This window comes from Streptomyces luteoverticillatus (assembly GCF_003970715.1).
Lineage (GTDB): Bacteria > Actinomycetota > Actinomycetes > Streptomycetales > Streptomycetaceae > Streptomyces > Streptomyces abikoensis.
Genome location: NZ_CP034587.1, coordinates 3,826,017 through 3,848,418 on the forward strand (window position 1 = coordinate 3,826,017; position 22,402 = coordinate 3,848,418).

Here is a 22,402-nt window from a genome sequence, read left to right on the forward strand (position 1 = left end):
CGCACGCCGTAAAGGCACGCCGTAAAGGGGTGCGCACGCCGCAAGGACGGGGCGGGGCGGGGCGGGCGCGTCAGCCGACTCGTACCGCGAGGGCGGCGATGTCGTCGTTGAGCCCTCCGTCGCTGTAGCCGAGGAGGTCGTGGTGGAGGCTGTCGAGGAGCTCGCGGGGGTGGGCGGTGTTCTGCCGCCGCATCCAGTCCTCCAGCGGGAAGAAGGCGCCGTCGAGGTCGCGGGCCTCGGTGACGCCGTCGGTGTAGAGGAGCAGTTGGTCGCCGGGGGTGAGGGCGAAGGCGTCGACGGTGTACTGGTCGCCGATGAGTTCCGCGAGGTTGAGCAGCGGTGAGGGGGCGCTCGGGTGGAGGGTGCGAAGGTTCCCGCGGCTGAGGAGGAGCGGCGGGGGATGGCCGCAATTGAGGACCCTGACGCTGTCCCTCTCGCGTGGGATCTCGACGAGCAGGGCGGTGGTGAACCGTTCCACCAGGTCCTCGGGGGGAAACGCGGCGCTGTAGCGGTTGCTGCTGGCCTCCAGACGGCGGGCGACGCCGCCCAGGTCCGGCTCGTCGTGGGCGGCCTCCCGGAAGGAGTTGACCACCGCCGCGGCCGCCCCCACCGCCGGCAGGCCCTTGCCCCGTACGTCGCCGATGAGCAGCCGGACCCCGTACGGAGTATCGGCCGCCTCGTAGAAGTCGCCGCCGATGCGGGCCTCCGCCGCGGCCGCGACGTACAGCGAGTCGATCTCGATGCCCCCGAAGCGGCGCGGCATGGCCCCCAGGACCACCGTCTGCGCCGCGTCGGCGACGAGCCGCACTTGGAAAAGGGTCCGTTCCCGTTGGAGCCGGACGTGGCTGCCGTACGCGGCCGCCACGGTGACCGCGACGATTCCGCCCGCCGTCCACCACGTCCCCAGCCCGGGGAACACGATGCTGAGGCCGATCATGAGGAACAGGCAGACCGTGCCCAGCAGGACGGTGGGGAGTACGGGCCACATGGCGGCGGCGAGCGCGGGCGCGGCGGGCAGGAGACGGCTGAACGCCATGCGCCTGGGGGTGTTGTACGCCAGGGCGGCGATGACCACGGTGAGGATCACCGGGGAGAGCTGGACAGGGGACCATCCGCCGTGAGGGGAACGACGGAACAGCGGCCGACCTGGCTGGGTCATAGTCCATAGAATATCCGCATAATACGGACATAGGGCTGGGTGAGGCCGGGCTCGCCCGTTCGGCCCTCCGCCAGTCGGGCGACGGCCACGCAAGAGCCGGGCGCTCCCGTGTGAGGGGGAGCGCCCGGACTGGTCTCGCCTGAAGCGGACTCGCGGGCGCGCCGGTGTTCAACCGCGCCTGCGCTGACGCGCAGTCGAACACCCGCGCATGCGCACTTACTTGCTGATGTGGCAGCCCTGGGTGCAGACGCTCGTGGTGCAGCCGGCGGCCGAGGGGCAGCCGGGGGTGCACAGCGAGATGCTGGTGATCATCGGGCTGTTGGCGGCCTGCTCGTCGTTCAGAACCTTGGCGTCGAGGTCGAAGTCAGACATGGTTTCGTCCTTCCGTGAGGTACCCGTGCCGGGTCGGCGGGAACGGCCGGTCCGTTCACCGGGACACAACCTGCCAGGGGGAATTCACGCCTCGATCACACGGCTTTCACGGGGGTCCGGTTGGCCGAAAACAGACCCTTAATGCACCGCAAATGGGGTGCAGGCGTCCGGTTCGCGATAAAGATGCTGGCTACACACGGTTGAGGGCTCATGTCTCGGTGTGACGTGGGCGATACCCCGTTGACCCAAGAAGCGCCATGTGAATAGCGTGTAACGTGAATGTGACCGCCCCATTTGATCAGGTCTGGTCGATTTTGGTGCACCGGCCGCTCTTCGGGGTGTTCTGTCGCAACATAAACGGGGTTTGGGGGACGAGTGCCAAATTTGGCATCCGATTGCAAAGCGCCATGGAGAGAATCTGAGAACTCCGCATCCGCGGCATTGCCGCATTTCGATCTGGATGCGCAATTAACGGTGGACATTCCGGCCCGGCTGCGGGTCAGCGTCCTGGGCCGCTACGAAGTGGACGGCCGGCCGGTCACCAGTGGCAAGACGATGGAATTCATCACGGCGCTGGCCGTGGCCGGCGGCTCGATGAGCCGCGACGGACTGCATCACCGCATCTACGAACGCGACGTCTCCGCCTCGACGCTGCCCACCCTGGCGTACCGCGCCCGGAAGCTCGGGGTCGACGTGCGCTACGAGGCGCCGGTGCGCCGGTACGTCCTGGCCGGGCCCGTCGTCGTCGACGCGCTGCTGGTGCTCGGCCTGCTCAAGGCGGGCCGGGTGCGCGGCGCGCTGACGCTCTATCACGGCCCGTGTCTGCCGGAGTGCGACAGTCCGTTCGCGGTCTCGTTGCGGCAGACGCTGGAGGACCGGCTGGTCCGGTGTGTCCTCGACTCCGGCGACCAGGAGTTGATCAAGGCCGCGAGCCGGCTGATCGACCGGTGGGAGCTGGCGGAGCCGACCGCCGCCGGCGACGACCCGTTCTCCGCCGTGCTGTCCGGCTCCTACCTCCGCAGCATCGGCCTGGCCTCGGTGAACCAGTGATGAAACTGTCACTGCTGATCCCCACCGTGCCCGCCACCGTCGAACAGGCGGTGCCGTTCGCCCGCTACGTGGCCCACGACTCGCAGCTCTCCCGCCTCTGGCAGGGTCAGAGCTACGGGCTGGAGCCCGCCGCGACCTTCGCCTACCTGGCCGGCGCCGGTTACCCGGTCCCGGCCGGGACGTGCGTCCTGGTCACCCCGCTGCGCCATCCGGCCCAGGCCGCGCTGGAGGCGCGGACCGTGGCGGCGGTCACCGGGCAGCCGGCCGTCATGGGATACGGGCCGGGCAGCCGCGCGGCGCAGACGGCGCGGCTCGGCGCCGCCTACGACCGGCCCGTCGACGCGGCCGCCGAGTTCATCCGCGCCACCCGGAGCTGCCTCGCGCAGCGCTGGGACCCTCCGGATTCCGGGAGCGGAGGGAGCGGTGGGCCGGGGTACTTCCACCCGGGCGGGGCGCTGCCGCCGGTGGCCCATCCACGGGTGCGGCTGGGGCTGGGCGTGCTGCGGCCCGCGATGGCCCGGGCGGCGGGCGAGGTCGCCGACGCCGCGATCACCTGGCTGGCGCCGGCCGGCTACATCCGCGACACCGTCCTGCCGGAGGTGGCCAGGGGAGCGGAAGCCGCGGGCCGGCCCCGCCCCTCCGTCATCGCGGCCGTACCGGTGGCCGTATCGCGGCCCGGACGCAACCCGGTCGAGCTGGCCCATCTGTCCGCGGGCGGGCATCTGGTCCTGCCGCACTACGCCGACATGCTGGCGCGGGCCGGGGTGGACGTGCCGGCGAACGATCCGGCCGCCGCCGCGCGGGCCCTGATCTCCGGTGGCGGATTCCTCTACGGAAGCCCGTCCGCCATCGCCGCCGGGCTGGCCGGCTATGCGGCGGCCGGGGTGGACGAAGTGATCATCAACCTGACCGGCGTGCATTCCTGGTACGGCACGGACGAAACACTGCTGGACCTCAACGACATTCTGGCCGCGACGGTCTCTGCACATGGGTGACGGGGTACTCATCATGGCAAGTTCCGCATACCGGGTGACGGATCGTGTGCTGATCCGCACTCCCATTCATTCCACCGCTTTCTATCCGGACCGGCCCGCCGACGAAAGCCCGCTGACGGGAATTCGCGCGCTCTGGGCCGACGATGTGTTCCGGGAATCCGTCCGGGTGGCCAGTTCGGTGCTGGCCGATCAGGTGGACGCACTGCTTTCCGACGCCGGTCATTCCGTGGATCACGGCCGGAAAGAGGCGGCGCCCGCCCGCGACGGAAAAGGCCGGAAAGAGGCTGACAAAAAAGTCCGGTCGATCCACCGGGCCCTGCTGAAGTACGCGATCCGCATCGCCACGCGCACCACGCCGTTCGGCGTCTTCGGCGGCAGCGCGCTCGCCGGGTTCGGGGACGAGCCGCTGGTCCTGGGCCGGCCCGGCGAGCACCGCAAGCACGCGCGCGTCGGGTTCCCCTGGCTCAAGCAGCTCACCGACCGCGCCGTCGCCGAACTCGGCGGCCGCATACGGGTGGTGGCCAACCCGACGGTGTACCTGGCCGGGGACCGGATCGCGGTCATGGTGAACCCTCAGGCGGCGGACGGGAAGGTCCACGAGACGTCCAACGTCCGCTACACGCCCCCGGTGCGGCACGTCATGGCGCTGGCCGGCCGGCCCGTCACGCTGACGGAGATCCGGGAGAGCCTCGGCGAGGCGTTCCCGGACGCGCCCGGCGAGGTCCTGGTCCGCTTCGTCGACGAACTCGTCGAACGCGGCATCCTCATCCGCGAGTTGACCCCCTCGGCGTTCGACACCGACCCGGCGGCCCGCTGGGCCCGCGCGGGCCTGGACCCCGACGGCGAGGTGGGCGGGCGGCTGCGCGCCGCGCGGGAGGCCATCGCGCGCTACCGGGCCACCCGCGTCGGCGAGGGAATCGACGAACTGAACGCCGTGTACGCGGCGTTACGCACCGACGCCAACGCCACGCAGGAGCAGCTCCAGGTCGATCTGACCCTCGCGCTGTCCGGACAGGTACCCGCCGGGGTGGCGCCCAAGGTGGAGGCCGCCGTGGGCGCGATGATCCGCATGTCGCTCCTGTCGGCGCGCTTCCCGGAGCTCCAGCGCCACACCGAACGGTTCGCCGAGGCGTTCGGCCAGTCCCTCGTCCCGCTGCACCGCGTGTTCGACCCCGTGCGGGGCATCGGCGCCCCGGCCGGGTACCCGGGCTCGCCGCACCGGGTGAGCGAGAGCTCGTACGGGGAGGACGAGGTGTTCCTCTTCGGCCGCCGGCTGCGGGCCGAGCTGATCGACCGGGCCCGCCGCACGGGGGAGACCACGGTACGGATCACCGAGGACGACCTCGCCGCGTTCCCGCCCGCTCCGGGGACGCCGCCGACGACGTACGACGTGTTCTTCCAGCTCGACGAGGGCGGGGAGAACGCGGAGGGCGACGAGAACGACGTCCACATCACCCTTTCCCCGATCGGCGTGGCGATTCCGGCGGGCAAGGCGAGCGGCAGGTTCGCGTACGGCGACCCCGCCGTCGGCGCGCACGTCCGCGACCTGACCGCCGCCGAGAAGGCGGCCCATCCCGATGTGATCCTTTGCGAGCTGGACTACGTCAGCAACCGCTCGCGGGTGAACAACGTGGTCGTCGCGCCCAGCGTGTACGACTACCGGCTCAAGGTCACGACGGGCGCGTTCGACGAGGACACAGCGGATCCTTGTTCGATCGCTTTCTCCGATCTGCTGGTCGGGGCCGACGGGGGCCGGTTCCATCTGGTCCACGCACCCACCGGGAAGCCGGTGGCCGTCCGCACGGCCAACCTCGTCAACCCGGAGATCGCCACCGGGGTCGTCCGGTTCCTCCAGGAGCTCGCCCTCGACGGTTCCGTCCGGCCGGCCTGGACCTGGGGCGAGATGGAACCCCTGGTGGACTTCCTGCCCGGGGTGGAGTTCGGCGGGGTGACCCTGTCGCTGCCGACGTGGCGCGTCCCGCCGCTGTCCGGGACGCCCGACGAGCAGGACGAGCGGCTGCGGCGCTGGGCCGCGGAGGCGAAGCTGCCGCCGTACGTGTACATCGGCATGCTGGACAACCGCCTCCTGCTGAACCTCTCCGACCGGATCCACCGCGACCTGCTGCGGCGGGAGGTCGCCGACGGGCACGAGAGCGTCACGCAGGCGCCCGCCCCCGGCCGGATGGGCATCGTCCGCGACCGCGACGGCCACCGGTACGCCAGCGAAGGCGTCTTCTCGGCCGTCGCGCGGCGCCCCGTGCCCGTACCGCCGCCCCCGCCCGCCCCGCGCTTCGACGTCACCGCCGACGCCGTGCGCACGCTGCCGCCGGGGACCGAGTGGTGGTATCTGCGGGTTTACGGGGACCGCGAGAAGCAACAGGAGATCCTCACCCGGCTGGCGGCGGCCCTCGCGGACGTCCCGGACCAGTGGTTCCACATCCGCTACGCCGATCCGGACGACCATCTGCGGATCCGGGTGCGCTCCGCGACGGTGTCGCTCGACCGGGTGCGCGAGGTGATCGGCGCCTGTGTCCGCGACGGCCTGGCGCACCGCTTCTCCGTCGACACCTACGTCCGGGAGCTGGAGCGGTACGGCGGCGTCGACGCGATGCCGGTCGCCGAGCGGATCTTCTGTGCCGAGTCCCGTTTCCTCGCCGCCCGTCCGGGGCTGTGCATGGCGCCGGAGGCGATGCCGGCGGCGTACCGGCTGGAGGAGGACGAGAAGCTCGACGGCACGCTCGGCCGGATCGTGCGGGACGCGGCCCACCTGATGGACCACTACCTCGCGGCCCTGGAGCTCACCGACGAGGAGACCACCGACCTGCTGGACATCGTCGCCACCGGCTACCGGTCCGAGTTCGCGTCGGCCGACCCGGGACTCCGCAAGGCGGTACGACCCCTGGTACGACAGCGGCCGTCCGACGCGGCGCTCGAGGCGGGCCCGCTGCTGCGCGACGCGCTCGCGCCCGACATACGGGCCCTGAACCGGCTGCTCGCCAAGGACGACAGGCCGTGGCGGCTGCGGGCGATGACCCTGCAGAGCCTTCTGCACATGTTCGCCAACCGGATGGGCCTGCCCCGGAACCGCGAATACCAGGCGCTGTTCCTGACCGGCGCCATCCGACGATCCCAGGCCCACAGGGAAGGAGCCCGGCCGTGAACGACCAAGCAACGGTGACCCTCTCACCGCCCCTCGCACCGCCCCCCTCACCGCTCACCCCGCAGCCCCCGTCGCAGGCACTCAAGGACGCCGCGGCGGACACCGGCTGGGAGATCCTCCACCGGATGCGCGACCACACCGGCGACTGGGCCGAGGTGACCGTCCCCGACCCGTTCACGGCGGAGCCCCTCAAGGCGTGGCACCCGCTCGGCACGGACCCCGGCGACCTCGGCATGGCCCTGGCGTACTCGGCCGCCGACGAGCTGCGCCCGGACGACGGCTGGGACAGGCTGGCCTTCGACCACGCCAAGCGCCTGATCGAGGCGTACACCCACGCGGTGGACCTCGGAGTGGGGCTGTTCAACGGCACGGCGGGCGTGGCGTACGCGCTGCGCGCCCTCTCGCGCGGCGGTGAGCGCTACCGGCGCGCCCTCCACGACGTGGAGGCCACGCTGATCACCCGCGTCGACGAGCAGCTGGCCGCGCTGCCGCCCTCCGGTGGGCTGGCCAGCAGTGCCTACGACGTGATCTCGGGGCTGGCCGGGGCCGCGATGTACCTGCTGGCCGCCGGGGACGCCGACGAGCGGCGCCGGGACGCGGCCGACCGCATCGTGGAGCAGTTCTGCCGTCTCGTCGTCGTGCCCCCGCCGCTGGGGCTGTGGACGCCCCCGGCCAGGATCACGGAGATCGAGCGCGACCGGTCCCCGCACCTGCACGACGGCTACCTCAACCTGGGGTTCGCCCACGGTGTCCCGGGCGTCGCCTCCGTCCTGGGTGTGGCGGCGGCGCGCGGCTCGGCCGTACCCGGGCTGCCCGAGGCGGTGAGTGCCCTGGCCGGGCTGATCACGGACTGTCTGGTGGAGACCGACTACGGTCCCGACCTGCCCTACTTCAAGCTGCCGCCGGAGCGGCAGCAGGGCGAACAGCGCGGGCTGGCGCGGGCGGCGTGGTGCTACGGGAACCTCGGCGGGGCGGTCGCGCTGGCCAACTGCGCGAGCGTGGACCCGCGTTTCGTCGACACCGCGATCCGGCTGCTCGAGTCCGTCGAGCGGCGGCCGGTGGAGCTGCGGCACATCGACAACCCCTCCCTGTGCCACGGCATCGCCGGGCAGCTCACGGTCCAGCGCTACATCGCCGCGGTGGCCGCCAAGCACGGCCGGCAGTGGGCGGGCCCGGGCGAGGAGACGCTGGAGCGGCTGCTGGCCATGGCCGACCCGACCGCCGCCTTCGGGATGCGGAACGACAACGTTCCGGGCGCGCAGACGGACTCGCCCGGCTTCCTGACCGGTTCCGGCGGTACGGCGGTGGCCCTGGTGTCCCTGGGCGCCGAGCGGATCACCGGCGCGGAGTACATGCTGTGCGGAGGTGTCCCGTGTTGACCGTCACCAGTATGTCGATGTCCTACCGCAAAACCACCACTCCGGTGTTCAGCGAGGTGGACTTCACCGTTCCCGCCGGGCGGCTCGTCCCCGTGCTCGGGTCGAACGGGGCGGGCAAGACCACGCTCCTGAAGATCCTGTGCGGGCTGATCACGCCCAGCGCGGGCTCGGTGACCGTCCAGGGCGAGGACGTCGTACGCCGGCCGGTGGCCGCGCGGGCGCATCTGGGCGTCTCCCTCTACCCGGAGCGCAGCTTCTACTTCCGGCTGACCTGTACGCAGAACCTGCGGTACTACGCCTCGCTGCGCGACCTCTACGGGGCGCGCGCCAAGCGGGAGATCGCCGGCCTGCTGGACCGGGTGGGGCTCGAGGAGTTCGCCGACACGCAGTTCATGCGGCTGTCGCTGGGGCAGCGCAAACGCCTCGGCCTGGCGCGGGCGTTGCTGGGGAGCCCGTCGCTGCTGCTGCTCGACGAGCCGACGGCGAATCTCGACACGGAGAACGTCGCCCGGTTCCACGAGATCATCGCCGAACACGCCGACGGCGGTGGTTCGGTGCTGTTCTCCACGCATACGGAGGGCGATCTGGAAAAGACCACCGACCGGTTCCTGCGGATCGCGGAGAGCCGCGTTCTGTCCCTGCCGAAACCGGAGCCGGAGCCCACGGCCGCGTCCGAGTCCACGGCTGAGCCGATGACCCTTCAGGAGGCGCAGTGAGTACGGCGCGCGCAGTGAACACCGTGCGGCAGTTCGGCGTTCACGTACTGCAGATCTATTGGGAGCGCCGCTCCTACCGGACCGCCATCGCCCTGGGCACGGTCACGTCCCTGATCTCGTTCGTGCAGTTCCTTCTCATGGGAAAGTTCCTGCAGGACGGCAACACGTTCGCGGGAATTCAGGGATACGGCGGGAACATCATCAGTTTTCTGATGTCCGGGTCGGTGTTCACCGGCTTCGTCGCCGTCAGCCTCGGCGCGTTCAGCAACCATCTCCAGATGGAGCAGCGGACGGGCACGCTGGAATCGGTGGTGATGATGCCGGTGCCGCTGCCGAGGGTGATGCTCTACTCCGGTGTCGTGGGGCTGCTGGGCACCTCGCTCGGGTCCGTGGTCATGTTCGGTGTGTTCGGCGCGATCTTCGACATCCCGATCTCGGTGAACCTGCTCGCCACGATCGCCGTTCTCGCGCTGCTGGTGGTCACGTTGGGGAGTTTCGGGCTGGCCGGTTGCGGGGTCCTGCTCATCACCAAGCGCGGCGATCCGGTGCGCTGGGGCATCACCACGCTGACGACGCTGCTGTCGGGCGTCATGTACCCGATCTCGATCCTGCCCGGGTGGCTGCAGTCCGTGGCGTGGGCGCTGCCCACGACGCAGGCGCTGGACGGGATCCGCAAGTCGCTGCTGGTGGACGCGGATCTGGCGCAGGTGGCGCCGTCGTTGCTGCACATGGCGATCTGGTCGGCGGTGATGCTGCCCGTCGGGCTGATCACGTTCTCGACGGGCATGTCCCGCGCCAGAAAGGCGGGTTCGATCGGCGAATACTGATCGCCTACGCGTGCCATGAACTGCTATGGTGCGTAGCATGTCGTCGTGGAGAGGTAGTCGGGGCCAGGGCCTGGCAGGGCACTTCGGGCCGCTTGAGCTGGCGATCCTGGATGTCATGTGGTCGTCGGCCGAGCTGGACGTGAGCACCTGTGCCCGGCGCCTCGACGGCGGCCAGGCGTACACCACCGTCAAGACGGTGATGGAGCGCCTGGTGATCAAGGAGCTGCTGGCCCGCCGCAAGGAGGGGCGCCAGTACGTGTACTGGGCGCGCTCCTCCCGGCGCGAGGTCGAGCAGCGCGTGGCGGCCGAGCAGGTGCGCCAAGTGGTCGACGGCTTCGGTGACCTCGCCGTGGCGAACTTCGTCCGGACGGTGAGCGGCGATGCCGATCAGCTCGCGCAGGTACGCGCGCTGCTGGCCGGCATCGCCGATCCGTCGGGCGAGGCCGGTATGGCCGGTAAGGATGAATCCGACGGCGCTGCGGGGGTATCCGCGTGAGCATGAGCTGGCTGGGCTATCCACAGGTGCTGCTCGCCTGGTGGTGCCCCCTGGTCGCCGTCGGCCTGTGGCACGCGCTGCGCCGGCTGTCGGTGCGGTTACCGGCCCGGGAACGGTTCGTCCTCGCGGTGGGCCTCGCGGTGACGCCCCTGCTGGCGACGGCCGTTCCCTATATGCCGCACAGCCCGCTGCGCGACGCGCTGCCGTGGCGGGCGCCGATGGCCTGGGGCATCAGCAACGGCGTCACGGACATCGATGGACAGCATGTGCTGCAGGCCCTGGGGGCGCAGCTGATGCTCGCGGCGTCGGTCGTGCCGCTGGCCTCGATCGCCGTGTCGTTCGTCGCCGGGGCGATCCAGGTGGCGCGCACGGGGCGTACGGTCGCGCTGCTCGCGCCGCGCCAGTGCGGCGACGTGTGGATCGTGGAGGGCGAGGGGCAGGCGGAGCAGAGCCTGGCGAGCACGGTCGGCCTGGTACGGCCCCGCATCATCCTCGGCTCGGCGGTGGCGGAGTCCTCGGACGCCTCCGCGATCATCGAGCACGAGCGCGCCCACGCGCGGGCGCACCACCCCCTGTGGATCTTCCTGGCCACCTGCGCGTTGCGGTCGTGGTGGTGGATTCCCGGCCGGAAGGCGGTCCTCGCCGAAGTGCGGCTCACCGCCGAGCTGTGGGCCGACCAGAACGCCCGTGAGGCCGATGGCGCGGCGGCGGTGGCGAAGGCGCTGTGCGCGCAGATAGACGCCAAGGCCCAGTCGGCCCGTTCGGGCCTCTCGGCGGCGGGTGCCGCCGGCGGCGTCGGCACCGTCAGCGCCGGATTCCTCGACCCCGGCATAGAACTGGCCCACCGTGCGCGGGCGCTGGCGGCGCCGCCCCGGGTGATGCCGTCGTGGCAGGCGTGGACGGTGCGGATCGCGACGGGTGCGCTGGTGAGCGCCGTGAGCATTCTGCTGTGACGCCGTGAAGCCGTGACCCTGTGAAGTAAAGAAACCGCGTGTGTGGCGGGGCATCCCCACACCCACAAGTGCTACGCGATGTAGCAGAAGGGAGAGATCATGTACTCGGCGGCGAATCCGGAGATGCCCACCGGGGGCGGGGCCACCCCGGTGATCGAGACCCGGGGCCTGTCGAAGGCATTCCGGCGCTCGACAGCGGTCGACTCCGTCGACCTCACCGTGCGGCCGGGCCGCATCTACGGCCTGCTCGGCCCCAACGGCGCGGGCAAGTCCACCACCTTGAAGATGGTCCTCGGCCTGTTACCCCCCAGCGCCGGGGAAGTGCGGCTGTTCGGTCAGCCGTGGAACCGGCCGGCGCTCTCCCGCGTCGGCGCGAGCATCAACGGCCCCAGCTTCTACGGCCACTTGTCCGCCCGGCAGAACCTCATGGTCCACGGACACCTCCTCGGCGTCCCGGAGGCCGAGGTCGACAGGGTGCTGGCCTCGGTCGAGCTGAACGCCTCGGACCGGAAGAAGGCCAAGAGCTTCTCCACCGGCATGAAGGGCCGCCTCGCCCTGGCCATCGCCATGCTGGGCAACCCGGACGTCCTCATCCTGGACGAACCCCAGAACGGCCTCGACCCGGAAGGCATCGCCGCGCTGCGCACCACGCTGCGCCGCTTCACCGACACCGGCCGCACCATCGTCCTCTCCAGCCATCTGCTGGGCGAAGTCGCCTCCGTGGCCGACGACATCGGGCTGATCGCCCAGGGCCGCCTCCGCTACCAGGGCCCGCTCGCCGACCTCGCGCCCGACGGCGACCTGGAGCGCGCCTACTTCACCCTGACCGGCGCCGGGCACGGGGCTGGAGCGATGACGTCATGACGATCGCCCTGGCACCCACACTGCGCGCGGAGTTCGCCATCTGGCGGCGCAGCTCGGTGACGTACCTGCCCCTGGGCGGCCTGGCGTTCGGCCTGGTGAACACGGCCCTGTACGTCTCCACGGGGTCCGCCCAGGCCGGCTCCGGAAAGACCTGGCACGACCTCCTGGGCTACCAGAACCTGTGGGCGATGTTCGTCGGCCCTATGCTCACCGCGCTGCTGGTGGCCACCGCCACCCGCGTCGACGACGTCTCCCGGGGCGGCTCCACCTGGTACCGGCCCGTGAACCCGCTCTACCGGCACGTCAGCCGGTTCGGTGTCCTGGCCCTCCGGTCGCTCATGCTCAACGTGCTGGGCGGCGTCACGCCGCTGCTGATCGTCGGGCTGACGAACTCCGCGCAGCGCGTCCCCCTGGACCGCGCGGTCGAGGCCGTCGTGGTGCCCTGGCTCTCGCAGCTCGGCATGCTGGCGCTGCTCCTGTGGGTGGCCCGGCAGACGCCGTGGTCGGTCGTCCTCGGCGTGGGATTCGCCTGGACGATGCTGGCCGTGGTGAACGCCGAGTCGGCGTCGTGGGTGGCCCTGCCGTTCACCTGGCTGGACCGCGGCGCGCTGCCGCTGATCGGCACCCACGCCAACGGCGTGGCGCTGGAGGCCCATTCGGCGCTCGCCGAGGCCTCCCCGTGGCCGCCCACGGTCATGGGCGCGCTGCTGGCGGTGCCGTTCCTGCTGCTGCCGCGACTGCACCTGCGGGGGACGCGGAGCACCGCGAAGCACCGCACGGCACAGGCGCGGACGACGACTCCGAACGCGGCGGCGACACTGACCGAGGCGGCACGCCCCGGCACCCCCAGAGTGGTACCGGCCGTCATGGGCATGCTGCGCGGCACGTCGCTGACGTGGCTGTGCCCGGCGACGGTGGGCCTGATCGCCCTGTGGCTGTCCTGGCACGACGCGAACGTGAGCATCCAGCTGTTCACGCTGCTGGTCCTGCCCATAGGGACGCTGGTGCTGGGCCTGGTGGCGTGGAGCGCCGTGGGCCAGGGCTGGCGGGCGGTCGCCGCCCGCTCCACGGGCGCGGCCAGGCCGGCCCTGGCGCTCGCGGGCGTCACGGTCGGCATCGCGGTCGCGATGTCCCTGGCCATCGCCCTCGTCTATCTGGTGGCGGGCATCCCGGCCGGCCACGCCTGGCCCCTCGCGGTCACCGGGGCGGCGGTCGGCGGCATGCTCACCGCGTTCAGCCTGTGGCTGGCCATTCGTACGTCGCAGGCGGTGGCGGTGGTGGTCGGGATCATCGGGATCCTCATCGGCGTGCTGGTCGGCGGCACCACCATGCAGCAGACGCTGTGGCCGGTGATCCCCTACTCGTGGGCGAACTACCTGGACCTGCACCGCATGTCGGTCACCGTCCCCGTCAGCGTCGCGGCCATCGCCCTCCTCACCTTCGGCATCACTCACGCGGCACGAAAGGCGGCGGGAAACTCATGACCACTCGTACTCGCGGGACGAGGGCCCGCGCGCTGGCCCTGGCGGCCGGGGTGCTGGCCGGCGCCGTCCTCGTCACGGGCTGCTCCGAGGAGCGCGACGCCGTCCTGAAGTGGCCGGGCGCCGAGAGCAACCCCCAGGCGGTCACGGCCGACCAGTTCGGCGCCGCGTGGCCGCTCAAGCCCGACAAGGGCAAGGTGGCCTGCAACACGACGCCGTACAGCGGCTTCGCCATCACCTTCCAGGCGCCCGACGGCAAGGTCTACGCCCTGAACAACGTCGCCCACGACGAGAAGGGCTACCCGAGCGTCGACGAGATCAAGGGCACGTCGGGAAAGATGTGGCGGCTCCGTTCCTTCGGCATGCAGATCTGTTCCCTGGAACACGCCCGCAACATGCGCTCGACCCCACCGGCGACCCCGCCGCGGACCCCGACCCCGCCCCCCACGACGACCCCCTGAGCCACCACCCCAGGCGGCACCCCCGGAGAGAGCCCACCGATGACAGGGCACCCCCGTCTCTCCGCCCGCCGCCCCGAAAGCCCCCTCACCCGCGTCACCGCGGGGAGGGGGCTTTCCGGCTCGATGGCCGGCAGTTCGGCGGATCAGGCGACCGTCTCGTTCGGCCTCAGCGGAAGCGGCGGAGGCGGAGGCTGTTGGTGACGACGAAGACGGAGGAGAAGGCCATCGCCGCGCCCGCGATCATCGGGTTGAGCATGCCGGCCGCCGCGAGGGGGAGTGCGGCGATGTTGTAGCCGAAGGCCCAGAAGAGGTTGCCCTTGATGGTGCCGAGGGTGCGGCGGGAGAGGCGGATGGCGTCGGCGGCCACGAGGAGGTCGCCCCGGACGAGGGTGAGGTCGCCGGCCTCGATGGCGGCGTCGGTGCCGGTGCCCATGGCCAGGCCCAGGTCGGCGGTGGCCAGGGCGGCGGCGTCGTTGACGCCGTCGCCGACCATGGCGACGGAACGGCCCTCGCCCTGCAGCCGCTTGACGACGTCGACCTTGTCCTGCGGGAGGACCTCGGCGATGACCTCGTCGATGCCCACCTCGCGGGCCACGGCCTCGGCGACGGCCTTGTTGTCACCGGTCAGCAGGACGGGGGTGAGGCCGAGCCGGCGCAGTTCGGCGATCGCCTGGGCGCTGGTGTCCTTGACGGCGTCGGCGACGGTGAGGACGCCTCGCGCCTCGCCGTCCCAGGCGACGGCCACGGCGGTGCGGCCCTCCGCCTCGGCGGACGCCTTGGCGGCGGCGAGCTCGGCGGGCAGCTCGATCACCCACTCGGCGAGGAGCGTCTCGCGCCCCACGAGGACGGCGTGGCCCTCCACGACGCCCTGCACGCCCAGCCCGGCGACGTTCTCGAAGCTCTCGGGGACGGGCAGCGTGCCGGTGCGGGCGGCGGCGCCGTCGGCGATGGCGCGGGCTATGGGGTGCTCGGAGGCGTGCTCCAGCGCGCCGGCCAGTCGCAGCAGGTCGTGCTCGGTGACGCCGGGGGCAGTGACGACGTCCTGGAGGGTCATGCGGCCGGTGGTGACGGTGCCGGTCTTGTCCAGGACGACGGTGTCGACGCGGCGGGTCGACTCCAGGACCTCGGGGCCCTTGATGAGGATGCCGAGCTGGGCGCCGCGGCCGGTGCCGACCATCAGGGCGGTGGGCGTGGCCAGGCCCAGGGCGCAGGGGCAGGCGATGATGAGGACGGCGACGGCGGCGGTGAACGCGGCGGTGGCGTCGCCGGTCACGAACAGCCACGTCAGCAGCGTGCCGAGGGCGATCAGCAGGACGACGGGGACGAAGACGCCGGAGATGCGGTCGGCCAGGCGCTGGACGGCGGCCTTGCCGTTCTGCGCGTCCTCGACCAGCCTGGCCATGCGGGAGAGCTGGGTGTCGGCGCCGACGCGGGTGGCCTCGACGACGAGCCGGCCGGAGACGTTGACGGTCGCGCCGGTGACGGTGTCGCCGGCGGTCACGTCGACGGGCACGGACTCACCGGTGAGCATGGAGGCGTCGACGGCGGAGCCGCCCTCGACGACGGTGCCGTCGGTGGCGATCTTCTCGCCGGGCCGTACGACGAAGCGGTCGCCGACGGCCAGTTCCGCGGTCGGTACGCGGACTTCGCGCCCGTCGCGCAGGACGGTCACGTCCTTGGCGCCCAGCTCCAGCAGCGCCCGCAGGGCGGCACCGGCCTTGCGCTTGGACTTCGCCTCCAGATAGCGGCCGGCGAGGATGAAGGCGGTCACTCCGGCGGCGGCCTCCAGATAGATGGAGGAGGAGCCGTCGGCCCGCGAGACCGAGAAGTCGAAACCGTGCCGCATGCCCGGCATCCCCGCGTGGCCGAAGAACAGCGCCCACAGCGACCAGCCGAGCGCGGCGAGGGTGCCGATCGACACCAGCGTGTCCATCGTCGCGGCGCCGTGCCGGGCGTTGGTCCACGCTGCCTTGTGGAAGGGCAGCGCGCCCCACACGACGACGGGGGCGGCCAGGGTGAGCGAGAGCCACTGCCAGTTGTCGAACTGCAGCGTCGGCACCATCGCCATCAGCACCACCGGCACCGACAGGACCAGCGACACCAGCAGCCGCTGACGCAGCGCGCCCACGTCGCCGCCGTTCGCGTCCTCCTGGGCCTCGGCCGGAGCCGCCTCCGCGCGGGCCGCCGGTTTCGGGGGCTCCTGGGCGGTGTAGCCGGTCTTCTCCACCGTCGCGATCAGGTCGGCGACCTCGACGCCCGGGCCGTAGGAGACCTTGGCCTTCTCCGTGGCGAAGTTGACCGTCGCCGTGACGCCGTCCATCCGGTTGAGCTTCTTCTCGATGCGCGCGGCACACGAGGCGCAGGTCATCCCGCCGATGGACAGTTCGACGTCGGCGGCCGGCACGGCCGCTGTCTGCTCGGGAGCGATGCTGGTCATTGCTGCGGATCTCCTGGAGGAGGGCCGGACCGTACGGCGTCCGTATGAGCGGAGCGGTACGGGCCGGCGAGGGATACCGAAGGGATGCCGAGGAATACCGGGGAATACCGGGGAATACCGGTGAGGGGTACCGAGGCGTCAGGCGCGGCCGGCGAGCTCGTAGCCCGCCTCGTCCACGGCGGTACGCACGGCCTCGTCGTCCAGCGGGCCGGCGGAGACGACGGTGACCAGGCCGGTGGCGGCCACGGCCTCGACGGACGTCACGCCCGCCATCGCGGAGACCTCCTGCGAGACCGAGCCCTCGCAGTGGCCGCACGTCATGCCGGTCACCTTGTAGACCGTGGTGATGCCGGTGCCGGAGTTCGTCGGGGAGGTCATGGCTGCTCCTTCGGGAGAGGGGTGCGGTGCCTTGCGTAGTGAACGATATACCCCCCAGGGGTATTCCGGAAGGGTGGCGGGCCCGCGGCTGCGGCGCGGCTCGCGCGGAGGCGGGTCGCCCGTGGCGTACAGGTTGGAGCGATGCTCCGTGTCCAGGAGGTGCCGCATCGTGAGCCGGTCTTCGCTTTCCCGCCGCGTCGCTTCAGCGATCGTCATCACGCTCACGCTGTCGCTCGTAGCCGCTTGCGCTGGCGGCGGGGGCAAGGGAGGCGGCGCGTCGAGCGGGGCGGCCACCGCGACGGTTTCGGCCTCGGGCTCGGCCCCGTCCGGGCAGCACAACCAGGCGGACGTCCGCTTCGCGCAGGAGATGATCCCTCACCGCCGTCAGGCCATCGACATGGCGGACCTGGCGGCGAGGCAGGCGGCCTCGGATGACGTGAAGGCGCTCGCCGAGAAGATCAAGAAGGCTCAGGGGCCGGAGATCGAGACGATGACCGCTTGGCTGAAATCCTGGGGCAAGCCGGTGCCCCAGGGAGAGGCCGGCACGCAGCGCGGAGGCCCCACGGCCCAGCCGGGCATGGCCGGCGGCCAGGAGATGGCCAACCTCAGGAACGCCTCGGGCGCGGGCTTCGACAAGATGTTCCTGGCCATGATGATCGCCCACCATCAAGGCGCGGTCGCGATGGCCAACAGCGAGAAGAAGGACGGCCTTTACGGACCGGCCAAGCAGCTGGCCGACAGCATCATCAGCTCCCAGAACGCCGAGATCGCCCAGATGCGCGGGATGCTCGGCGGCGGCACCGGCACCGGCTCACCGTCCGCGACGGCGCATTGACGACGACAGTAAGTGAACGACGTCACACGAAACCTTCCGGGCGTGTGCGCCGAACGAGCGCGCGGCGGATCAGGACGCGGCGCACCGGGAACGCCGAAGGCCCCGGCCGGTTTCCCGGTCGGGGCCTTCGGTTAGTGCCCGGTGAGGCACTGGCGGAGGATACGAGATTCGAACTCGTGAGGGGTTGCCCCCAACACGCTTTCCAAGCGTGCGCCCTAGGCCTCTAGGCGAATCCTCCGCCGCAAACAATACAAGACTCTGAGGGGTGCTCGCGAACACGTGCTCCCGGGAGAGGGTCCGGGCGTGTGGAGGGGGTCGCGGGGTGGCCGAGCACCCCCGGCGATCCGCTACGCTGGGGGCAAGCCCCTCACGTGGCGCTATCTCACCCAACTCCCCCAGGGCCGGAAGGCAGCAAGGGTAAGTGGGCTCTGGCGGGTGCGTGAGGGGCCCTTGTGTTTTCCGGGCTCCGACGGGTCGGCGCGCTCCGGGGCGGGGGCCGGGGAATCTGTGACGGAGGCCACTTGTCAGTGGGGCCCGATATCGTCGTAGGTGTGTCGTCCCTCGCGCTCTACCGCCGCTACCGCCCCGAGTCCTTCGCAGAGGTCATCGGGCAAGAGCATGTCACCGCCCCGTTGCAGCAGGCCCTGCGGAACAACAGGGTCAACCACGCGTACCTGTTCAGCGGCCCGCGCGGCTGCGGCAAGACGACCAGCGCGCGCATCCTCGCCCGCTGCCTGAACTGCGAGCAGGGCCCGACGCCCACCCCCTGCGGGGAGTGCCAGTCCTGCCAGGACCTGGCGCGTAACGGGCGTGGCTCGATCGACGTCATCGAGATCGACGCCGCCTCGCACGGTGGCGTGGACGACGCCCGTGAGCTGCGCGAAAAGGCCTTCTTCGGCCCCGCGAGCAGCCGCTACAAGATCTACATCATCGACGAGGCCCACATGGTCACCTCGGCGGGCTTCAACGCCCTGCTGAAGGTCGTCGAGGAGCCCCCGGAGCATCTGAAGTTCATCTTCGCGACGACCGAGCCCGAGAAGGTCATCGGCACGATCCGTTCGCGTACCCACCACTACCCCTTCCGGCTCGTCCCGCCCGGCACCCTCCGTGAGTACCTGGGCGAGGTCTGCGAGCAGGAGAAGATCCCCGTCGAGGACGGCGTCCTCCCGCTGGTCGTCCGCGCTGGCGCCGGCTCCGTGCGTGACTCGATGTCCGTCATGGACCAGCTCCTCGCCGGTGCCGCCGAGGACGGTGTGACGTACGCCATGGCCACGTCCCTCCTCGGCTACACCGACGGCTCCCTGCTCGACGCCGTCGTGGACGCCTTCGCCGCCGGTGACGGCGCCGCGGCCTTCGAGGTCGTCGACCGCGTCATCGAGGGCGGCAACGACCCCCGCCGCTTCGTCGCCGACCTGCTGGAGCGGCTGCGCGACCTGGTGATCCTCGCCGCCGTCCCGGACGCCGCCGAGAAGGGCCTCATCGACGCCCCGGTGGACGTGGTCGAGCGGATGCAGGCCCAGGCGTCCGTCTTCGGCGGCGGCGAGCTCAGCCGCGCCGCCGACCTGGTCAACGAGGGCCTGACCGAGATGCGCGGCGCCACCTCCCCGCGCCTCCAGCTCGAGCTCATCTGCGCCCGCGTCCTGCTGCCCGCCGCCTTCGACGACGAACGATCCGTACGGGCCCGTCTGGAGCGCCTGGAGCGCGGCGCGGCGACGGCTGCCGCGGCCTTCACCCCCGCGCCGCCCGGCACGGCTGTCGGGTACGTCCCGGGGCCGGACGCCCACGTCCCCGCCCCCGCCCATGCCCCCGCTCCGGCCGCCGGCCTGTCCGGCCCGGCGGCGGCGCGCGCGGCGGTGACGGGCGGCGGCGCCCCTGCCTCTGCCCCTGCCCCGGCGGCCGACGCTCCGGCCGCGCAGGGGCCCGGCCAGGGCCAGAGCCAGGGCCCGGCTGCCGCTGGGTCTCCTGCGGCCGCCTCCGGCGGCCAGGCCGGCGCGTGGCCGACGAGCGCCGCGCCCGGCGCGCCCGCCGCTTCCGCGCCCCAGCCCCAGGCCCCGGCCGCCCCCGGCGCGCAGCCAGGCGCCTGGCCGACGGCTGCCCAGGCCCAAGCCCCGGCCCCGGCCGCGAGCGCCCCCCAGGCCGGCGCTTGGCCGACGGCCGCCCAGACCCCCGCCTCCACCTCCGCCCCGCAGGCCGGCGCCTGGCCCAGCAGCGCCGCGCCCGCCGCCCCGGCGGCGGCAGCAGCCCCCGCCGCGCCCACGGGCGGGCCCGTGGGCGCCCCGCAGGGCGACGCCGGCCAGGCGCGTCAGCTCTGGCCCAACATCCTGGAGGCGGTCAAGAACCGCCGCCGCTTCACCTGGATCCTGCTCAGCCAGAACGCCCAGGTCGCCGGCTGCGACGGCATCACGCTCCAGGTCGGCTTCTCCAACGCCGGCGCGCGCGACAGCTTCGCCAACAGCGGCAGCGAGGACGTCCTCCGCCAGGCCCTCGGCGATCTCGGTCTCCAGTGGAAGACCGAGCTCATCGTCGACCCCTCCGGCGGCGCCAACCCGCCCGGTGGCGGCTACAGCGGTGGCGGCGGCTACGGCGGCGCCCCCGCCGCCCCCCAGGCCCCCGCCTACGCCCGCCCCCAGGCGGCCGCCGCGGCCCAGGCCCCCGCCCCGGCCGCGCCCCCGCAGCCGGCCGCACCCGCCGCCCAGGCCACCCCGGCACCCTCGGCCCCCGCCCCGGCATCCCCTTCCGGCCCCGCGCAGCGGTACGGCGGCGCCGCCGAGCCCGAGGCCCCGCCCGTCGCCCCCGAGGACGACATCCCCGCCGAGGACGACCCGGATCTCGACGACACCGCCCTGACCGGCCACGACCTGATCGTGCGCGAGCTCGGAGCGACCGTCATCGAGGAAATCGCCAACGAATAGCCGGGGAACAGCCAACGAACCAGCCACTGAGCAGCCAACGACCAGCCACCGCGCCGCCGACGAAATAGCCGCCCGGCGGCCATAAAGCCGCAGGTCAGGAGCGCGCGTAGCGCAAAGCACGCCCACGCGCCCGTTCTCCTTCCTGCGGCGTAGGGCGTACCGCCCGGTGAGCACGTAGGCTCGGGCTACCGAAGCATGAAGCGTTCGGAACGCTTCGGAATGCCTCGGTACGCATTGAGTCGTCGAGAGCCAGGAGCGAAACCGTGTTCCCCGGTGGTCAGCCCAACATGCAGCAGCTGCTCCAGCAGGCCCAGAAGATGCAGCAGGACCTCGCCAAGGCTCAGGAGGAGCTGGCGCGCACCCTCGTCGACGGCACGGCCGGCGGCGGCCTGGTGAAGGCCACCGTCACCGGTGCCGGCGAGCTCCAGAACCTGGTCATCGACCCCAAGGCCGTCGACCCGGAGGACACCGAGACCCTCGCGGACCTCGTCGTGGCCGCCGTGCGCGACGCCAACGAGACCGCCCAGAAGATGCAGCAGCAGAAGCTCGGCCCCCTCGCCCAGGGCCTGGGCGGCGGCGGCATCCCGGGTCTCCCGTTCTGACCCTCACGACCGACCCGAACTGAAGACGACGAAACCGAAGGAGAACCCGATCCGTGTATGAAGGCGTGGTCCAGGACCTCATCGACGAGCTGGGCAGGCTGCCCGGCGTCGGTCCCAAGAGCGCGCAGCGGATCGCCTTCCACATCCTTCAGGCCGAGCCCGCCGACGTCCGCCGGCTCGCCCACGCCCTGACCGAGGTGAAGGCCAAGGTCCGCTTCTGCGCGGTCTGCGGCAACGTCGCGCAGGAGGAGCGCTGCCGGGTCTGTCAGGACCCGCGCCGCGACCTCGCGGTCATCTGCGTCGTGGAGGAGCCCAAGGACGTCGTCGCCATCGAGCGGACGCGAGAGTTCCGCGGCCGCTACCACGTGCTCGGCGGGGCGATCAGCCCCATCGAGGGCGTCGGCCCGGACGACCTGCGGATCCGCGAGCTGCTGGCGCGGCTCGCGGACGGCACGGTCACCGAGCTGATCCTGGCCACCGACCCCAACCTCGAGGGCGAGGCCACCGCCACGTACCTCGCGCGCATGGTGAAGCCCATGGGGCTGAAGGTCACCCGGCTGGCCAGCGGTCTGCCCGTGGGTGGGGATCTTGAATATGCCGACGAGGTCACGCTCGGCCGTGCCTTCGAAGGGAGAAGACTTCTCGATGTCTGACGCAACGCTGCACGACGCCAAGCGCGATCCCGGCGACTTCGCCGTCTCGATCTCGGACTCGATCGAGAGTTTCATCGTGGCCGTCACCGAGGTCTCCCGAGGCGACGAGCCCGACAGCGCCGTGCCCTTCCTCCTCCTGGAGATCTCCCAGCTCCTCCTCACCGGCGGCCGCCTCGGCGCCCACGAGGACTTCGTCCCCGACGAGCGCTACGAGCCCGACGTCGGCCCCGAGCCGGACGTCGACGAGCTCCGCGAGCGGTTCGCCACCATGCTCGACCCGGTCGACGTCTACTCCGAGGTCTTCGACCCCTACGTCCCGCGCAGCGCGCCCGTCGCCTCCCGGATCTCCGACGATCTCGCCGACATCATCACCGACCTCCGCCACGGCATGGCCCACTACCGTGACGGCCGCGTCAGCGAGGCCCTGTGGTGGTGGCAGTTCTCCTACCTCTCCAACTGGGGCCCCACCGCCTCCGCCTGTCTGCGCGCCCTCCAGTCGCTCGTCGCGCACGTCCGCCTCGACCAGCCGCTGGCCGAGCTCGACGGCCTCGACACGGACGCCATCGACCCCGAGGAGCAGCTCGCCGAGGAAGCCGGCCGCGTCATGGCCGCCGAGATCGGCGGCCCGATGACCATGCGGGCCCGGAGCGTCCCCGGGGACGTCTGAGGCGA

The 22,402-nt window shown here is 71.9% G+C and carries 20 protein-coding genes, 1 tRNA gene and 1 other RNA gene; 17 read left to right on the forward strand and 5 right to left on the reverse strand.

Annotated elements, in window-relative coordinates; genetic code table 11:
- Window positions 1–70 precede the first annotated feature (70 nt).
- Together EKH77_RS16865 and EKH77_RS16870 are read right to left on the reverse strand one after the other, a co-directional pair.
- Complete coding sequence (locus tag EKH77_RS16865; RefSeq protein WP_126915189.1) at window positions 71–1,159, reverse strand: PP2C family protein-serine/threonine phosphatase; 1,089 nt, start codon at window positions 1,157–1,159, stop codon at window positions 71–73.
- Between the two features lie 216 nt (window positions 1,160–1,375).
- Window positions 1,376–1,531, reverse strand: a complete 156-nt coding sequence (locus tag EKH77_RS16870; RefSeq protein WP_126915190.1) for a gallidermin/nisin family lantibiotic — start codon at window positions 1,529–1,531, stop codon at window positions 1,376–1,378.
- A 474-nt stretch (window positions 1,532–2,005) separates the two neighbouring features.
- Here EKH77_RS16870 and EKH77_RS16875 point away from each other — a divergent pair, with 474 nt between their 5' ends.
- The 11 genes from EKH77_RS16875 (at window position 2,006) to EKH77_RS16925 (ending at window position 13,913) form a co-directional block, all read left to right on the forward strand.
- The gene (locus tag EKH77_RS16875; protein WP_126915191.1) at window positions 2,006–2,581 is read left to right on the forward strand and encodes a hypothetical protein; all 576 of its coding nucleotides are present in this window, start codon (window positions 2,006–2,008) and stop codon (window positions 2,579–2,581) included.
- Entirely contained in the window at window positions 2,581–3,576 is a 996-nt protein-coding gene (locus EKH77_RS16880; RefSeq protein ID WP_206279861.1) for an LLM class flavin-dependent oxidoreductase, read from the forward strand. Before EKH77_RS16875 ends, EKH77_RS16880 begins: the two co-directional genes overlap by 1 nt.
- A 13-nt stretch (window positions 3,577–3,589) precedes the next feature.
- Window positions 3,590–6,736 (forward strand): lantibiotic dehydratase, encoded by a 3,147-nt coding sequence (locus EKH77_RS16885; protein ID WP_164737806.1) that lies wholly within the window; start codon window positions 3,590–3,592, stop codon window positions 6,734–6,736.
- Window positions 6,733–8,115, forward strand: coding sequence for a lanthionine synthetase C family protein (locus EKH77_RS16890; RefSeq protein WP_126915193.1), 1,383 nt, complete (start codon window positions 6,733–6,735; stop codon window positions 8,113–8,115). The genes EKH77_RS16885 and EKH77_RS16890 overlap by 4 nt, the downstream gene beginning before the upstream one ends.
- Window positions 8,112–8,831 (forward strand): heme ABC exporter ATP-binding protein CcmA, encoded by a 720-nt coding sequence (gene ccmA / locus EKH77_RS16895; protein ID WP_126915194.1) that lies wholly within the window; start codon window positions 8,112–8,114, stop codon window positions 8,829–8,831. Before EKH77_RS16890 ends, ccmA begins: the two co-directional genes overlap by 4 nt.
- The gene (locus EKH77_RS16900) at window positions 8,828–9,658 is read left to right on the forward strand and encodes an ABC transporter permease (RefSeq protein WP_126915195.1); all 831 of its coding nucleotides are present in this window, start codon (window positions 8,828–8,830) and stop codon (window positions 9,656–9,658) included. Before ccmA ends, EKH77_RS16900 begins: the two co-directional genes overlap by 4 nt.
- A 37-nt stretch (window positions 9,659–9,695) precedes the next feature.
- On the forward strand, window positions 9,696–10,154 hold the full coding sequence (locus EKH77_RS16905) for a BlaI/MecI/CopY family transcriptional regulator (RefSeq protein WP_126915196.1): 459 nt from the start codon (window positions 9,696–9,698) through the stop codon (window positions 10,152–10,154).
- Window positions 10,151–11,107 carry a hypothetical protein gene (locus EKH77_RS16910; protein ID WP_126915197.1) on the forward strand — a complete coding sequence of 319 codons (957 nt, stop codon included), beginning with the start codon at window positions 10,151–10,153 and terminating at the stop codon, window positions 11,105–11,107. Before EKH77_RS16905 ends, EKH77_RS16910 begins: the two co-directional genes overlap by 4 nt.
- 99 nt (window positions 11,108–11,206) lie before the next feature.
- Window positions 11,207–11,971 carry an ABC transporter ATP-binding protein gene (locus EKH77_RS16915; protein ID WP_206279862.1) on the forward strand — a complete coding sequence of 255 codons (765 nt, stop codon included), beginning with the start codon at window positions 11,207–11,209 and terminating at the stop codon, window positions 11,969–11,971.
- A complete protein-coding gene (locus EKH77_RS16920) occupies window positions 11,968–13,455 on the forward strand; it encodes a hypothetical protein (protein WP_126915198.1) in 1,488 nt (495 codons plus the stop codon). Before EKH77_RS16915 ends, EKH77_RS16920 begins: the two co-directional genes overlap by 4 nt.
- Window positions 13,452–13,913: a hypothetical protein gene (locus EKH77_RS16925; RefSeq protein WP_126915199.1), complete on the forward strand. Its 462-nt coding sequence runs from the start codon at window positions 13,452–13,454 to the stop codon at window positions 13,911–13,913. Before EKH77_RS16920 ends, EKH77_RS16925 begins: the two co-directional genes overlap by 4 nt.
- 166 nt (window positions 13,914–14,079) lie before the next feature.
- Here EKH77_RS16925 and EKH77_RS16930 read toward each other — a convergent pair whose 3' ends face one another.
- Both EKH77_RS16930 and EKH77_RS16935 read right to left on the reverse strand, forming a co-directional pair.
- Window positions 14,080–16,350, reverse strand: a complete 2,271-nt coding sequence (locus tag EKH77_RS16930; RefSeq protein ID WP_126915200.1) for a heavy metal translocating P-type ATPase — start codon at window positions 16,348–16,350, stop codon at window positions 14,080–14,082.
- 138 nt (window positions 16,351–16,488) lie between these two features.
- Window positions 16,489–16,728, reverse strand: coding sequence for a heavy-metal-associated domain-containing protein (locus EKH77_RS16935; protein ID WP_126915201.1), 240 nt, complete (start codon window positions 16,726–16,728; stop codon window positions 16,489–16,491).
- Between the two features lie 169 nt (window positions 16,729–16,897).
- Between EKH77_RS16935 and EKH77_RS16940 the strand changes: the two genes are divergently transcribed.
- Window positions 16,898–17,563: a DUF305 domain-containing protein gene (locus EKH77_RS16940; RefSeq protein ID WP_240667381.1), complete on the forward strand. Its 666-nt coding sequence runs from the start codon at window positions 16,898–16,900 to the stop codon at window positions 17,561–17,563.
- Between the two features lie 150 nt (window positions 17,564–17,713).
- On the opposite strand, the gene EKH77_RS16945 is transcribed toward EKH77_RS16940, so the two are convergent.
- Window positions 17,714–17,801, reverse strand: a tRNA-Ser gene (locus EKH77_RS16945).
- Window positions 17,802–17,922: 121 nt separating this feature from the next.
- Between EKH77_RS16945 and ffs the strand changes: the two genes are divergently transcribed.
- The 5 genes from ffs (at window position 17,923) to EKH77_RS16970 (ending at window position 22,397) form a co-directional block, all read left to right on the forward strand.
- An RNA gene (gene ffs, locus EKH77_RS16950) (signal recognition particle sRNA small type) lies at window positions 17,923–18,017 on the forward strand.
- Between the two features lie 97 nt (window positions 18,018–18,114).
- Window positions 18,115–20,475, forward strand: a complete 2,361-nt coding sequence (locus EKH77_RS16955; RefSeq protein WP_126915203.1) for a DNA polymerase III subunit gamma and tau — start codon at window positions 18,115–18,117, stop codon at window positions 20,473–20,475.
- Between the two features lie 287 nt (window positions 20,476–20,762).
- A complete protein-coding gene (locus EKH77_RS16960) occupies window positions 20,763–21,077 on the forward strand; it encodes a YbaB/EbfC family nucleoid-associated protein (RefSeq protein ID WP_373298213.1) in 315 nt (104 codons plus the stop codon).
- Between the two features lie 53 nt (window positions 21,078–21,130).
- The gene (gene recR, locus EKH77_RS16965) at window positions 21,131–21,730 is read left to right on the forward strand and encodes a recombination mediator RecR (RefSeq protein ID WP_126915205.1); all 600 of its coding nucleotides are present in this window, start codon (window positions 21,131–21,133) and stop codon (window positions 21,728–21,730) included.
- Window positions 21,723–22,397: a DUF5063 domain-containing protein gene (locus tag EKH77_RS16970; RefSeq protein ID WP_126915206.1), complete on the forward strand. Its 675-nt coding sequence runs from the start codon at window positions 21,723–21,725 to the stop codon at window positions 22,395–22,397. The genes recR and EKH77_RS16970 overlap by 8 nt, the downstream gene beginning before the upstream one ends.
- Window positions 22,398–22,402 lie beyond the last annotated feature (5 nt).

Bases quoted from the DNA above. Each gene is read 5' to 3' on its own strand.
- EKH77_RS16960 (WP_373298213.1), top strand. From the start codon at position 20,763: ATGCAGCAGCTGCTCCAGCAGGCCCAGAAGATGCAGCAGGACCTCGCC.
- EKH77_RS16970 (WP_126915206.1), top strand. From the start codon at position 21,723: ATGTCTGACGCAACGCTGCACGACGCCAAGCGCGATCCCGGCGACTTC.
- EKH77_RS16935 (WP_126915201.1), bottom strand. From the start codon at position 16,728: ATGACCTCCCCGACGAACTCCGGCACCGGCATCACCACGGTCTACAAG.
- EKH77_RS16905 (WP_126915196.1), top strand. From the start codon at position 9,696: ATGTCGTCGTGGAGAGGTAGTCGGGGCCAGGGCCTGGCAGGGCACTTC.
- EKH77_RS16925 (WP_126915199.1), top strand. From the start codon at position 13,452: ATGACCACTCGTACTCGCGGGACGAGGGCCCGCGCGCTGGCCCTGGCG.
- EKH77_RS16930 (WP_126915200.1), bottom strand. From the start codon at position 16,350: ATGACCAGCATCGCTCCCGAGCAGACAGCGGCCGTGCCGGCCGCCGAC.
- EKH77_RS16885 (WP_164737806.1), top strand. From the start codon at position 3,590: ATGGCAAGTTCCGCATACCGGGTGACGGATCGTGTGCTGATCCGCACT.
- EKH77_RS16880 (WP_206279861.1), top strand. From the start codon at position 2,581: ATGAAACTGTCACTGCTGATCCCCACCGTGCCCGCCACCGTCGAACAG.
- EKH77_RS16865 (WP_126915189.1), bottom strand. From the start codon at position 1,159: ATGACCCAGCCAGGTCGGCCGCTGTTCCGTCGTTCCCCTCACGGCGGA.
- EKH77_RS16915 (WP_206279862.1), top strand. From the start codon at position 11,207: ATGTACTCGGCGGCGAATCCGGAGATGCCCACCGGGGGCGGGGCCACC.
- EKH77_RS16920 (WP_126915198.1), top strand. From the start codon at position 11,968: ATGACGATCGCCCTGGCACCCACACTGCGCGCGGAGTTCGCCATCTGG.
- EKH77_RS16870 (WP_126915190.1), bottom strand. From the start codon at position 1,531: ATGTCTGACTTCGACCTCGACGCCAAGGTTCTGAACGACGAGCAGGCC.